The organism is Variovorax sp. 10N420, assembly GCF_056394705.1.
Genome location: NZ_JBFTIJ010000004.1, coordinates 84,601 through 96,896, shown reverse-complemented (window position 1 = coordinate 96,896; position 12,296 = coordinate 84,601). Strand labels below are relative to the sequence as shown.

14 protein-coding genes are annotated in these 12,296 nt (G+C 63.1%); 8 read left to right on the top strand and 6 right to left on the bottom strand.

Going from position 1 to position 12,296, the window contains the following annotated elements:
* The first annotated feature begins 38 nt into the window (after positions 1-38).
* From AC1DEK_RS11565 to groL, 3 genes are all read left to right on the top strand, one after another.
* Positions 39-269: a helix-turn-helix domain-containing protein gene (locus tag AC1DEK_RS11565; protein ID WP_478125378.1), complete on the top strand. Its 231-nt coding sequence runs from the start codon at positions 39-41 to the stop codon at positions 267-269.
* Between the two features lie 793 nt (positions 270-1,062).
* On the top strand, positions 1,063-1,353 hold the full coding sequence (gene groES, locus AC1DEK_RS11560) for a co-chaperone GroES (RefSeq protein ID WP_340341724.1): 291 nt from the start codon (positions 1,063-1,065) through the stop codon (positions 1,351-1,353).
* Positions 1,354-1,401: 48 nt separating this feature from the next.
* Positions 1,402-3,054, top strand: coding sequence for a chaperonin GroEL (gene groL / locus AC1DEK_RS11555; protein WP_478125377.1), 1,653 nt, complete (start codon positions 1,402-1,404; stop codon positions 3,052-3,054).
* Between the two features lie 78 nt (positions 3,055-3,132).
* Here groL and AC1DEK_RS11550 read toward each other — a convergent pair whose 3' ends face one another.
* Positions 3,133-4,599, bottom strand: a complete 1,467-nt coding sequence (locus tag AC1DEK_RS11550) for a sensor histidine kinase (protein WP_478125376.1) — start codon at positions 4,597-4,599, stop codon at positions 3,133-3,135.
* The gene (locus tag AC1DEK_RS11545; protein WP_478125375.1) at positions 4,596-5,312 is read right to left on the bottom strand and encodes a response regulator transcription factor; all 717 of its coding nucleotides are present in this window, start codon (positions 5,310-5,312) and stop codon (positions 4,596-4,598) included. The genes AC1DEK_RS11550 and AC1DEK_RS11545 overlap by 4 nt, the downstream gene beginning before the upstream one ends.
* Positions 5,313-5,410: 98 nt before the next feature.
* On the opposite strand from AC1DEK_RS11545, the gene AC1DEK_RS11540 reads away from it, so the two are divergent.
* The 4 genes from AC1DEK_RS11540 (at position 5,411) to msrA (ending at position 7,999) form a co-directional block, all read left to right on the top strand.
* Positions 5,411-6,046 carry a cytochrome b/b6 domain-containing protein gene (locus AC1DEK_RS11540; protein ID WP_478125374.1) on the top strand — a complete coding sequence of 212 codons (636 nt, stop codon included), beginning with the start codon at positions 5,411-5,413 and terminating at the stop codon, positions 6,044-6,046.
* Positions 6,043-6,843, top strand: coding sequence for a molybdopterin-binding protein (locus AC1DEK_RS11535; RefSeq protein ID WP_478125373.1), 801 nt, complete (start codon positions 6,043-6,045; stop codon positions 6,841-6,843). The genes AC1DEK_RS11540 and AC1DEK_RS11535 overlap by 4 nt, the downstream gene beginning before the upstream one ends.
* Positions 6,844-6,957: 114 nt before the next feature.
* Positions 6,958-7,209, top strand: coding sequence for a pentapeptide MXKDX repeat protein (locus AC1DEK_RS11530; protein WP_478125372.1), 252 nt, complete (start codon positions 6,958-6,960; stop codon positions 7,207-7,209).
* A gap of 46 nt (positions 7,210-7,255) precedes the next feature.
* On the top strand, positions 7,256-7,999 hold the full coding sequence (msrA, locus tag AC1DEK_RS11525; RefSeq protein ID WP_478125371.1) for a peptide-methionine (S)-S-oxide reductase MsrA: 744 nt from the start codon (positions 7,256-7,258) through the stop codon (positions 7,997-7,999).
* A gap of 10 nt (positions 8,000-8,009) precedes the next feature.
* Here the strand turns inward: msrA and AC1DEK_RS11520 are convergent, their stop codons facing one another.
* The 3 genes from AC1DEK_RS11520 to tal all read right to left on the bottom strand — a co-directional run bounded on the left by AC1DEK_RS11520 (position 8,010) and on the right by tal (position 10,927).
* A complete protein-coding gene (locus AC1DEK_RS11520) occupies positions 8,010-8,360 on the bottom strand; it encodes a DUF805 domain-containing protein (RefSeq protein ID WP_478125370.1) in 351 nt (116 codons plus the stop codon).
* A gap of 63 nt (positions 8,361-8,423) precedes the next feature.
* Positions 8,424-9,980 carry a glucose-6-phosphate isomerase gene (gene pgi, locus AC1DEK_RS11515; RefSeq protein ID WP_478125369.1) on the bottom strand — a complete coding sequence of 519 codons (1,557 nt, stop codon included), beginning with the start codon at positions 9,978-9,980 and terminating at the stop codon, positions 8,424-8,426.
* On the bottom strand, positions 9,977-10,927 hold the full coding sequence (gene tal / locus AC1DEK_RS11510) for a transaldolase (RefSeq protein ID WP_478125368.1): 951 nt from the start codon (positions 10,925-10,927) through the stop codon (positions 9,977-9,979). The genes pgi and tal overlap by 4 nt, the downstream gene beginning before the upstream one ends.
* A 112-nt stretch (positions 10,928-11,039) precedes the next feature.
* Between tal and AC1DEK_RS11505 the strand changes: the two genes are divergently transcribed.
* Positions 11,040-11,708 (top strand): lipocalin family protein, encoded by a 669-nt coding sequence (locus AC1DEK_RS11505; protein WP_478125367.1) that lies wholly within the window; start codon positions 11,040-11,042, stop codon positions 11,706-11,708.
* On the opposite strand, the gene AC1DEK_RS11500 is transcribed toward AC1DEK_RS11505, so the two are convergent.
* Positions 11,654-12,283: an HAD-IA family hydrolase gene (locus AC1DEK_RS11500; RefSeq protein ID WP_478125366.1), complete on the bottom strand. Its 630-nt coding sequence runs from the start codon at positions 12,281-12,283 to the stop codon at positions 11,654-11,656. The two genes, AC1DEK_RS11505 and AC1DEK_RS11500, sit on opposite strands and share 55 nt — an antisense overlap.
* Between the last annotated feature and the right edge of the window lie 13 nt (positions 12,284-12,296).

Genomic DNA, 12,296 nt, shown 5'->3' with positions numbered 1-12,296 from the left:
CAGCTCAACCAGTTAGCCCTCAGGCGAAGACCGCTTCGATGATCACCGCCGTCGACGATGCCGAGACGCCTCGTCGCTTCAGCGCCACTCGTTTTGCTGCCCAAAGGGCCGAGCTTGGCTTGTCTGGGGCTTTCTACGGAACGCTTGTGGGCATGAGCGGCGCTACCATTTATCTTTGGGAAAGCCGCGCGCCAACGAACAGCAGCTTCAGCGCTTGGTCGCAGTTCGCGCTCGGCAAGCGCACAGCTCTCGAGAAAGTGAATAAGTAGTCAGTCGACGCTGGACGACATGGAGTTGGCGTGCGGCGTGAGCAGCTACATGCTTCCTACGACAGCGGCTGATTTTCACAATTGGAGCGGCCTGCGCTTGACCGCTCTGTTGAACGCGCCGCCACGTCCAAACTTCACAAGCTTCCGCAAGTTCTGCTCCGACTCTCAACCAATTCGGCAGGGAGAGCGCTTGCTTGACCGCTCTCCCAATCGCACCAGCGACATGATGGTGATCGTCGCCCCTTCTTGACCGCACTGACCGACCATGCTGCTGTCCGCACCCCGGGGATTTGAGGTTTCGGCAGTTGTAACCGACCAGCGATTGGATGGAATTTTCCGACGGATGTTGATTAACCGCGACAGACCTCAATACTCCCCAACAAAGGGGACATGCCGCGCTAGCCTCTCCGCCGCGGCCACGCTCTTCGCCAAATCGCGCGGCATGTCCACGTTCCATACACCGGACCTCCTCTGGCCCGAAAGGCGCCTGTTCGTCGAAGCCCAGGGCCTCCAGGGCTGAGTGGCTAGCTAGGTATTTCCCCTAGCAGGCACCGCAAGAGTCCCCTACCGCGGGAGGCCATGTGCGCACGTGTTCAGAACTGAGAGAGAAAAGTTCAGGACTGATTGAGAATCGACAGATCTGCTCTTCAACGCGCGCGCTCTTGAAACCGGGCAAAACACCCTTATGATTAGCACTCGTCGAAGTTGAGTGCTAACAGCACCGCACTTCGCGATGCGGAGCCGGCACCATGCCGGCTTCGGACCAAACCCCCGTTTCTTATCAGGAGATGCAATGAAACTTCGTCCTTTGCACGATCGCGTGATCGTCAAGCGCATTGAAAGCGAAACCAAGACCGCCTCGGGCATCGTGATCCCCGACAACGCCGCGGAAAAGCCCGATCAGGGTGAAGTCCTGGCGGTCGGTCCTGGCAAGAAGAACGACAAGGGCGACCTCGGGGCGATGAGCGTCAAGGTTGGCGACCGCGTCCTCTTCGGCAAGTACAGCGGCCAGACCGTCAAGGTCGATGGCGACGAACTGCTGGTCATGAAGGAAGACGACCTGTTCGCAGTCGTCGAGAAGTAATTTCTCACCCTTCATCCCTCTCATCCAACTGAATCTCGGAGAAAACTCATGGCAGCAAAAGACGTAGTCTTCGGCGGCGAAGCCCGCGCGCGCATGGTCGAAGGTGTGAACATCCTCGCCAACGCAGTCAAGGTCACCCTGGGTCCCAAGGGCCGCAACGTGGTCCTCGAGCGCTCCTTCGGCGCCCCCACCGTGACCAAGGACGGCGTGTCCGTCGCCAAGGAAATCGAACTCAAGGACAAGCTCCAGAACATGGGCGCCCAGCTCGTGAAGGAAGTGGCCTCCAAGACTTCGGACAACGCCGGTGACGGCACCACCACCGCGACCGTGCTGGCACAAGCCATCGTTCGCGAAGGTTTCAAGCTGGTGGCTGCCGGCATGAACCCGATGGACCTGAAGCGCGGCATCGACAAGGCAGTGACCGCCCTGGTCGCCGAGCTGAAGAAGGCTTCCAAGGCCACCACGACCTCGAAGGAAATCGCGCAAGTCGGCTCGATCTCGGCCAACAGCGACGAAACCATCGGCAAGCTCATCGCTGACGCAATGGACAAGGTTGGCAAGGAAGGCGTGATCACCGTTGAAGACGGCAAGTCGCTCGACAGCGAACTCGACGTCGTCGAAGGCATGCAGTTCGACCGCGGTTACCTGTCGCCCTACTTCATCAACAACCCCGAAAAGCAAAGCGCGATTCTGGAAAACCCGTTCGTGCTGCTGTTCGACAAGAAGATCAGCAACATCCGCGACCTGCTGCCCACGTTGGAGCAAGTGGCAAAGGCCGGCCGTCCGCTGCTGATCATTGCCGAAGAAGTCGAAGGCGAAGCCCTGGCGACGCTGGTCGTGAACACGATCCGCGGCATCCTGAAGGTCGTGGCCGTCAAGGCACCTGGCTTCGGCGACCGCCGCAAGGCCATGCTCGAAGACATCGCCATCCTGACGGGCGGCAAGGTCATCGCTGAAGAAGTCGGCCTGACCCTCGAGAAGGTGACGCTGGCTGACCTCGGCCAAGCCAAGCGCATCGAAGTGGGCAAGGAAAACACCATCATCATCGACGGTTCGGGCGCCGCTGCCGACATCGAAGCCCGCGTGAAGCAAGTCCGCGTGCAGATCGAAGAAGCGACCAGCGACTACGACCGCGAAAAGCTGCAAGAGCGCGTGGCCAAGCTGGCCGGCGGCGTGGCAGTGATCAAGGTTGGCGCTGCCACCGAAGTCGAAATGAAGGAAAAGAAGGCTCGCGTCGAAGACGCCCTGCACGCCACCCGCGCTGCAGTGGAAGAAGGCGTGGTTGCCGGTGGTGGCGTGGCCCTGCTGCGCGCCAAGCAAGCCGTGGGCGACAAGCTCAAGGGCGACAACGCTGATCAGGACGCCGGTATCAAGCTGGTGCTCAAGGCCATCGAAGCGCCTCTGCGCGAGATCGTCAACAACGCCGGCGGCGAAGCCAGCGTGGTCGTGAACGCTGTGTTGGCCGGCAAGGGCAACTACGGCTTCAACGCCGCCAACGACACCTACGGCGACATGCTCGAACTGGGCATCCTGGACCCGACCAAGGTGACCCGCACCGCACTGCAAAACGCCGCTTCGGTTTCCTCGCTGCTGCTGACGACCGAAGCCATGGTCGCCGACGCACCGAAGGAAGAAGCCGGCGCTGGCGGCGGCATGCCAGACATGGGCGGCATGGGTGGCATGGGCGGCATGGGGATGTAATCCCGGCCCGGCTTCCAGCCAGTCCAAAAAGCCCCGAGGCGTGAGCCCCGGGGCTTTTTTTCGTCTGAAATGCGGCTCTCAGGTGCTCAGCAGAAAAGAAAACACGGCCCCTTTGTCGACACGCGGCAGCAAGCGGATGTCACTGCCATGCAGCTGGAGGATGCGCTTCACGATCACCAGCCCCAGCCCACCGCTTCGGCCTCCCGCCGACGAGAACATCGGCCGCGTGAAGATGGCGGTGCGAAGCTCGCTCGGAATACCCGGCCCGGTGTCGCTGATCTCGACCTGCACGCCGGCCTTGTCCTGGCGCAACTGCACCATGATCTCGCCGCCAGCGGGTGTGTGGCGGATGGCGTTGTCCAGCAGGTTGGTCAGCACGCGTTCGATCATGCCGAGGTCTGCCGACACGCCGGGCAGGTCCGGTGCAATGTCGGCCACCAGCCGTTGATGCCGCGCCTCGGCGGCCAGCTCGAACTTCTGGAACACGTCCTGCACAAGGTCAGCGAGCGCGAATTGCTCCTTCTCGAGTTTGACCACGCCATATTCCAGTCGCGCCAGTTCGAAGAGCTCCTGCGAAAGCCGGGTGACCTTGCGACTCTGTGCCAGCGCGATTTCGAGGTAACGGCGCCTTTCCGCCGTGTCGAGCGTGTCGGCCTTGATCAACAGCGTCTCGAGGTAGCCGTGCAGTGACGTCAGCGGCGTGCGCAGGTCGTGCGAGATGTTGGCGAACAGCTCGCGCCGCTGCTGGTCCTGCTGCGTGAGTTCGCGCCATTGCTCGGCGATTCGCCGCGTCATCTGCGCGAAGGCCTGGGCAAGCGTGGCGATCTCGTCTCCTCCGCGGCCGACGCGCTCGAACGCCGGTTCCACATCCTGGAGCGCCGCCACGCCATCGTTCTCGAACTTGCGCACCGCACCGGTCAACTCGCGCAAGGGCCGGGTGATGAGCCGAAAAGCCACCAATCCTGCAATCAGGCCCAGCAGGGCGACCAGCGCCACGGACCACAGTGTCGTGCGCAATACATTGCTCGCCACAGCGTCCGCCAGCAGCGCGTCACGCTCTTCGCCCGACAGGACCACGTAGACATAGCCGACCTCCTGCCCGCCCACCCGCAACGGCGCGGCGCTGAATACCTTGCGCGTGCCATTGCCGCGCGGATCGTCACCCAGGACCGGCAATGGCGCGCCGTCGAGCAACCGCCGTATCGGCGCCATATCGACGCGGTCGCGCTTCAGATGTCCGGGCGGGGCCGCCTGCCCTTGGATGCGGCCATCGAGCCCCAGCAGGTAAAGCTCGACGCTGGGATTCACGGCCATCAGCTTGTCGAAAAGGTCGCTCACCGCCGCAGGGTTGGGCCCGTCGCGCTCCATCAACGTCGAGTTCTCGGCAATGTGCGCAGCCAGGCCGAGCGAAAGCCGCTGCGTCACCTCCTGCTCGTAGCGGCTGCTCGCATGCATCTGCAGCCAGATCGAGGCACTGCAGCACGCCAGCAGCAGCACGGCAAAGACCACCGAGATGCGGCGCGACAAGCTTGCATGCAGGCTCATGGTCCGGCCTCCTGCGGCGCCAGCTTGTAGCCGCGCCCCCAGACGGTGAGGATGCAGCGCGGCTGCGACGGGTCAGCCTCGATCTTCATGCGCAGGCGATTGATGTGCGTGTTGACTGTGTGCTCATACCCGTCGTGCTGGTAACCCCAGACATGGTTGAGCAGGTCGAGCCGCGAGAACACCTTGCCCGGATGGCGCGCAAAGAAGTGCAGCAGATCGAACTCCCGCGGCGTGAGTTCGACAGGCTTGCCATCGACCTGCACTTCCCGGGCGACCGGATCGATGCCGAGGTTGCCGATGTCCAGCCGTCCTGCCTCCATTCGCGCATTGCGCGCCAGGGCGTCGGTGCGCCGCAGCAAGGCCCTGACCCGCGCCACCAGTTCCAGCACCGAGAACGGCTTGGCCAGGTAGTCGTCAGCGCCGAGTTCGAGGCCCAGGATGCGATGCACCTCGCTGGACCGCGCACTCGTGATGATGATCGGGGTATAGCGCGTCATGGCCCGCGCCCTGCGGCAGATTTCCAGCCCGTCCACGCCCGGCAGCATCAGATCGAGGATCAACGCGTCCCAGCTTCCGCGCTCCAGTTCGCGCAAGCCGGCATCGCCATCGGCGGCATGCGTGATGGCGTAGCCCTCGTCCTGAAGATGCATGCCCATCAGTTCGGCGATGTGCGCATCGTCCTCGACGATCAGAACGCGTTTGGCTGAGTCCATGAAAACGGATTGTGCGGCGATATCGGCGGCGCATTTATCACGATTAATTGAACTCTCCGTGATGAATCGGCCATGGGGTCCGCCCAAGAATCTGCCCCATGCAAAGCGAGTCCACTCCATCCGCTTCATCTGGCAAGGCACCCATCCACCCGCTGTGGATGCGCATCACGCACTGGCTCAATGCCCTGGCCGTGCTGGTGCTGGTCACGAGCGGCTGGCGCATCTACGACGCATCACCACTTTTCGGATTCGAGTTTCCTCCTTCGATCACCCTGGGCGGTTGGCTCGGCGGCGCGCTGCAGTGGCACTTTGCCGCGATGTGGCTGCTGGCGATCAACGGCCTGACCTATCTGGTGCTCAACGTGGCGAGCGGCCGGCTCTGGCGCAAGTTCTTCCCGCTGTCGCCGGCCGGCGTCTGGCGAGATGCGCTTGCGGCCTTGCGCGGCAAGCTGTCGCACGCGGACCCGCGGCGCTACAACAACGTGCAGCGCCTGGCGTATCTGTTCGTGATGGTCGACATTGCCGTGCTGGTGGTTTCCGGCTTGGTGCTATGGAAGTCAGTGCAGTTTGCGGGTCTGCGTGAACTGCTCGGCGGCTACGAGTTCGCCCGCCGCATTCACTTCTGCGCGATGGCCGCGCTGGTTGCCTTCGTCGCCGTCCATCTCGTGATGGTCGCGCTGGTCCCGCGAACGCTGCTCACGATGCTGGGCAGCCACAGCAAGGAGGCCGCATGAACTTCTTCAAGCGCACCCCCCAGGCCACTCTGGCCGACATCGACACCGATGCGGCTCTGGCCGAGGCGCGCAAGCTCATCGGCCGGCGGATCGAGCAGCCTGCGCGTCGCGCATTCCTGCAGCGTTCGTTGACACTCGGCGGACTCTCGCTGCTGAGCGGCTGCAGCATCAGCGACAACTCGACGGTCGAGGCTGCGCTCACCCGCATTTCACGTTTCAACGACGCGGCGCAAGGTTGGCTGTTCGATCCGAACCGGCTGGCGCCGACGTATCCCGAATCGATGATCACGCGGCCGTTTCCCTTCAACGCCTACTACGGCGAAGACGAGGTGCGCGAAGTGGCGGAGGACGGCTATAGGCTCGAAGTCACCGGCCTTGTGGCTGACAAGCGAAGCTGGACCTTGCCCGAACTGCGCGAAATGCCCCAGCAGGACCAAGTCACGCGCCACATCTGCGTTGAAGGCTGGAGCGCGATCGGCAAATGGGGCGGCGTCCGTTTCGCGGATTTCCTGCATCGCATCGGTGCGGACACCAGCGCCCGATATGTCGGCTTCAAGTGCGCCGACGACTACTACACCAGCATCGACATGCCGACCGCATTGCATCCGCAGACCCTGCTGACGCTCACCTACGACGGCCAGCCGCTTCCACCGAAGTACGGTTTTCCGATGAAGCTGCGCATGCCCACCAAGCTTGGCTACAAGAACCCGAAGCACATCCGGGCGATTTTTGTGACCAACACCTATCCCGGAGGCTACTGGGAAGACCAGGGCTACAACTGGTTCGGCGGCAGCTGAGTCGGCTTCGACTCGGCGCTGCTGAAAGCGTGCAGCGCTGTTCTCCGGAACCGCGCGCACTGAGACTTTGAAAAACTTAACAAGCTCGAAATTCACTCATACAAGGACACTGAAATGAACAAGCTCACCGCAACGCTCCTCGCCGGCTTCCTGGCCATCGGCTCGGCTTCCGCATTCGCGGCCGACGACATGAACAAGGACGCCATGTCCAAGGATGGAATGAAGAAAGATTCAATGGCCAAGGACGGTATGAAGAAAGAATCCATGGCGAAGGACAGCATGTCAAAGGACGGCATGTCAAAGGACGGCATGAAGAAGGATTCGATGTCGAAGGACGGCATGGCCAAAGACGAAATGAAGAAGTAGCCTCGGTCTTCCGCCACCGAGGTTTCACCCAAGGAGCAGCACTGTCATGAAATCACCTTTTTCCATGGGCGCGGGATCGCGCATCTCGCTGACTCGGCGGCCCTTGTTGGCTGCACTGGCCCTCATCGCGGGGGCCGGGCTGTGGCATGTGGCACCCTCGCTCGCTGCGGAGGCCGCGGTCGTGATCCCGGCGCCGGCCGAAGACGCGTCCACCCCGCCAGGCACGACATCGGAAACCGCCGTGATCGCGGGCGGCTGCTTCTGGGGTGTGCAGGGCGTGTTCCAACACGTCAAAGGGGTGACGAGCGCCGTCTCCGGCTACGCGGGCGGCCAGCCATCGACGGCCAAATACGACGAGGTCGGCTCAGGCCGCACCGGCCATGCCGAATCGGTCCGGATCACCTTTGATCCTCGACAGATCAGCTACGGACGGCTGCTGCAGATTTACTTTTCCGTGGCGCACAACCCGACCGAGCTGAACCGCCAAGGCCCCGACACCGGCACCCAGTACCGCTCGACCATCTTTGCCGCCAATGCCGAGCAGGCGCGCGTCGCCAAGGCATACATCGCGCAGCTCGACAAGGCAAAGATCTACGGCAAGCCAATCGCCACGACTGTCGAAACGCTCAAGGGCTTCTATCCGGCCGAGGCGTACCACCAGGACTTCATGACGCGCAACCCCGACCATCCGTACATCGCCTTCAACGATCTGCCGAAGGTCGAGAACCTGAAACGGGTCTTTCCGGACAGCTATCGCGCCAAACCCATGCTGGTGGGTTCGGGCGCCTGAAAAGCGTTTGTCAGATGCTGGCCGGCAGGGGCTCGGGCGGTGGACCGTAGAGGTTGGATTCGGGCTGGCTCGGCTGAACCATGAAGTACAACAGCACGAGCGAGCCCACCACCGGAATCAGCCCGAGCAGCAAAAACCAGGCGGACCTGCCCACGTCATGCAGGCGACGCGCACCGGCCGCCAGCATCGGCAGGATGAAGGCAAGGACCACCAGCAAGTTGACGTATTCGTGGATGAAGCCGGTGACAAAGGCCAGGATGAAGTAGGCCAGGAAGAACCACCAATACTCGGGACGCGATGCGCGGCCGGAAAAATCGACGTACTTGCGAAAGCAGGTCTGTACGGCCTGTTGAAAGTTCATGAACGACTCCTCTTGTTGATTCCCACGGGAAAACCCCGCGGTCATCATATCGAGCAGTCCGCGTCAATGGCTCTGCCGCAGCCTTCCGAGCAGGCCGGCTGTGGACGCATCCAGCCCATCGACATTGCCTGATGCCAGGCGCGGCTCGATGTCCTTGGCCAGGACCTTGCCGAGCTCGACGCCCCATTGGTCGAAGCTGTTGATGCCCCAGACAGAACCGCTGGTGAACACGCGATGCTCGTAGAGCGCCAGGAAAGCACCGAGCGACTCGGGCGTCAGCTTGTCCAGCACGAAGAAGGTGCTGGGCCGATTGCCCGGGAAGTTCTTGTGCCCGCCCGCATCGCTCTGGCCGACCATGAGTGCCTGCGCCTGGGCCAGCGCATTGGCGAGCAGCTTCGGGTGATGTCCTTCGAGGTCATGCGCCGGGTCGCGCACTGCGAGAAAGTCCAGCGGGATCACGTCCGTGCCCTGGTGCAGCATCTGGAAATAAGCATGCTGCCCGTTGGTGCCCGGCTCGCCCCAGAGCACGGGCGACGTACCGAACGTTACGGGCTTGCCTTCCATGTCCACCTGCTTGCCGTTGCTCTCCATTTCGAGTTGCTGCAGATAGGCCGGGAGGCGCTTGAGCGAACTGTGATACGGCGCAATGCAACGGCTGGTGAAGCGATGAAAGTCGCGATACCAGACGTCGAGCAGGCCAAGCCGCGCCGGCAGGTTCTGGTCCAGCGGCGCGGTGCGGAAGTGCTCGTCCATCGCGTGTGCGCCAGCCAGCAGGCTGCGAAAGCCTTCGGCGCCGATGGCCAGTGCGATTGGAAGCCCGATCGATGACCAGAGCGAATAGCGTCCGCCGACCCAGTCCCAAAATCCGAAGGTCGTCTCGATGCCGAATTCGCGCGCCGCGGCGACATTGGTGGTCAGCGCGGCGAAATGGCGCGCGATGTCAACTCCGCCGGATTGCTCGAACCACCGCTTCGCCGACTTGGCGTTGGTCATGGTCTCGGCGGTGGTGAACGTTTTCGAGGCAATCAGGAACAGCGTGTGCTCGGGCGCAAGCCCCCGAAGCACGCCGGCGAGTTCATGGCCGTCGACATTCGAGACGAAATGAAAACGCTTGCCCGGCGCAACATCGGCCTCCAGCGCAAGAACGGCCATCTGCGGGCCCAGGTCCGAGCCGCCGATGCCGATGTTCACCACGTCAGTGATGGTGTTGTCGGCGCGGATCGATTCCGCGAAATCGAGCATGGCCGTCAACGTGGTCTGCACCTCATTGAAGGCGCCAGCCAGCTTGGCGGGAGGCGGCGATGACGCGGGCCTGCGCAGCAGCGTATGAAGCACCGCGCGGTCTTCGGTCGCGTTGATGTGGTCCCCCGCGAACATCGCGTCCCGATGCGCCTCCAGACCGGTTTGGCGCGCCAGGGCCATCAACAGTTGCTCGGCGCGTGCGTCGATCAGGTTCTTCGACAGATCGGCAAAGACGCCGGGCGCCGACTGGCTCAAGCTCTCGAAGCGCTTGGGATCAGCAGCAAACGCCCGACGCAGGTCGAAGCCCTTGCCGCTTGCTTCGTAGTGCGCATGGAGCTCAGTCCAGGCGGCCGTCCGATCGCCGCGGGTGCGCGTCATGTGGTCTCCATGAGTTTTTCGAGTTTGATCGCGTCCGCTGCAAAGGCGCGAATGCCTTCGGCGAGCTTTTCGGTAGCCATCGCGTCTTCGTTCAGTGCAAAGCGGAACGAGGGCTCGTCGAAGGTGACTTTTTCAGTGTCGCTGCGCTGTGCGGCTTCGGCGTCCAGAGCGTGCTTGAGCGGGGCCTCGCTGGCCGCCAACTCCCCCAGCAGTTCGGGGCTGATGGTGAGCAGGTCACAGCCCGCGAGAGCGGCGATCTGCCCCACGTTGCGGAAGCTGGCGCCCATCACTTCCGTCGCGATGCCCTGCTTCTTGTAGTAGTCGAAGATCTGCCGCACGGACTTCACCCCCGGGTCATTGGCACCCGCGTTGGCCGCCTCGTCCCATTTGGCGCCGGCCGATTTCTTGTACCAGTCGTAGATGCGGCCGACGAAAGGCGAGATCAATTGAACCTTGGCTGCCCCGCAAGCCACCGCCTGCGGGAATGAAAACAGAAGCGTCAGGTTGCAGCGGATGCCCTTCTGTTCGAGTTGGCGCGCGGCCTCGATGCCTTCCCATGTCGAGGCAACCTTGATGAGCACGCGCTTCTCCACGTCGACACCTTCGGCGCGATAGAGCGCGACGATGCGCTCGGCCCGCGCCATGGTGGCTTTCGTATCGAAGCTCAGCCGCGCATCGACTTCGGTCGAGACGCGGCCAGGAATGATCGAGAGGATCTCGGTTCCGAAGCGCACCAGCAGCCGATCGATGACTTCGTCGATGGGCTTGCCCCCGCGCTTCTTCACCACCTCGTCCAGCAGCGGACGATAGTCGGCCTTCTGCACCGCCTTGAGGATCAGCGACGGGTTGGTCGTCGCGTCTCGCGGCTTGAACTGGGCCAGTTGACGGAAATCACCGGTGTCGGCGACCACGGTGGTCCATTGACGGAGGGCATCGAGTTGGTTCATCGGATCATTATCCCGCTGCAAAACTACAGGCCGTGTCGTCCATGACTGACGTAGGGTGGTTCGATCGGTAACTATTCTTCGGCCTTGTCGACTCGCCCAAGGGAGAAAAGCCATGGCTATTCGCAACCGCCGCGCCCCACCGCCAGCCGCCTTCGACGACCGCGCCCACAGCGCCTCGATCGGCACGCTGGCAGCCGCTTTCTGCGTTGGCGGCGCGCTGACGCTGCTGGCGATGACGAACCCTCGCAGCGCGCGCGGCGAAGCCGTCGCCGGACCGCCGGATGGCGCACCGCTCATGCGTGCGCCGCTCCAGGTGGTGGCACCGGTCGACCTCAAGCGCTATGCGGGCCTCTGGCATGAACAGGCCCGCCTTCCGAACCGGTTCGAGAAGCAATGCACGGGGGCGGTCACCGCCGAATACAACCTGCGCGACGACGGCACCATGGAGGTGCGCAACCGCTGCATGCTGGCGGACGGCAAGTTCGAAGAATCGGTCGGTTTGGCCCGTGTGGTGCCGGTCGCCGGCCAACCGGGCGCGGGCCGGCTCGAAGTACGCTTCGCACCCGACTGGCTTGCCTGGCTGCCGATGGTTTGGGGCGACTACTGGATCCTGAAGCTCGATCGCGACTATCAGGTGGCTCTGGTCGGCACGCCCGACCGCAAGTACCTCTGGGTACTGTCGCGCGCGCCCACGCTGGATGAAGCGTCGCTTCGCGCCGAACTCGACTACGCCCGCACGCTCGGTTTCGACGTGGACAAGGTCGTCTTCACCGGCAAATAGGCTTCGACCTGCGCCGGCAGTTCGGTCGGCCGCTGGCAGTGGATCGCCTTCCAGCCGAGTTCGCGCGCGGCAAGGACATTCGGAAGCGAATCGTCGATGAAGAGGGTGTCTGCCGCCACCAGCCCGTAGCGCTCCGTGAGCAAGTCGTAGATCTCGCGCTGCGGCTTGATGAGCTTGACGTCGCCCGAAAAGATGCCGCCGTCGAACCAGCGGAAAAACGCGTGGCGGTATTCGAGCACGCGCGCATAAGGCTCGGGCATGTTCGACAGGTAGTAAAGGCGCAAGTCCTCGCCGGCATCGCGACGATCGCGCAGGCTCGCAAGAAGATTGACCGTGACCGCGACCGGCTCCAGCCTTTCGCCGATGGGCGCAAGGACGTTGCTGAGCCGGTCGGCAGGCAGCGACAGCCGCAACGCCATGCGGCCGATCGCATCGTCGAGCGTGTGCGTGCCGCGATCGAAACCCAGCCAGTCCTCGTGATGAAACATCTGGACCGCCAGGGCGTGCGCTGCATCGGCAGTGGGTGCATGAGGCGCGAGTTGCGTCTGCACCAGGGCGACGGGCTCCCAAGTCAAGAGAACCGCGCCA

Excerpts from the sequence above, each read along its gene's own strand:
- AC1DEK_RS11530 (WP_478125372.1), top strand. The coding sequence starts at position 6,958 with ATGAACAAGCTCACCGCAACGCTCCTCGCCGGCTTCCTGGCCATCGGC.
- AC1DEK_RS11535 (WP_478125373.1), top strand. The coding sequence starts at position 6,043 with ATGAACTTCTTCAAGCGCACCCCCCAGGCCACTCTGGCCGACATCGAC.
- AC1DEK_RS11540 (WP_478125374.1), top strand. The coding sequence starts at position 5,411 with ATGCAAAGCGAGTCCACTCCATCCGCTTCATCTGGCAAGGCACCCATC.
- AC1DEK_RS11505 (WP_478125367.1), top strand. The coding sequence starts at position 11,040 with ATGGCTATTCGCAACCGCCGCGCCCCACCGCCAGCCGCCTTCGACGAC.
- AC1DEK_RS11565 (WP_478125378.1), top strand. The coding sequence starts at position 39 with ATGATCACCGCCGTCGACGATGCCGAGACGCCTCGTCGCTTCAGCGCC.
- groL (WP_478125377.1), top strand. The coding sequence starts at position 1,402 with ATGGCAGCAAAAGACGTAGTCTTCGGCGGCGAAGCCCGCGCGCGCATG.
- AC1DEK_RS11520 (WP_478125370.1), bottom strand. The coding sequence starts at position 8,360 with ATGAACTTTCAACAGGCCGTACAGACCTGCTTTCGCAAGTACGTCGAT.
- AC1DEK_RS11550 (WP_478125376.1), bottom strand. The coding sequence starts at position 4,599 with ATGAGCCTGCATGCAAGCTTGTCGCGCCGCATCTCGGTGGTCTTTGCC.
- AC1DEK_RS11545 (WP_478125375.1), bottom strand. The coding sequence starts at position 5,312 with ATGGACTCAGCCAAACGCGTTCTGATCGTCGAGGACGATGCGCACATC.
- tal (WP_478125368.1), bottom strand. The coding sequence starts at position 10,927 with ATGAACCAACTCGATGCCCTCCGTCAATGGACCACCGTGGTCGCCGAC.
- groES (WP_340341724.1), top strand. The coding sequence starts at position 1,063 with ATGAAACTTCGTCCTTTGCACGATCGCGTGATCGTCAAGCGCATTGAA.
- msrA (WP_478125371.1), top strand. The coding sequence starts at position 7,256 with ATGAAATCACCTTTTTCCATGGGCGCGGGATCGCGCATCTCGCTGACT.
- pgi (WP_478125369.1), bottom strand. The coding sequence starts at position 9,980 with ATGACGCGCACCCGCGGCGATCGGACGGCCGCCTGGACTGAGCTCCAT.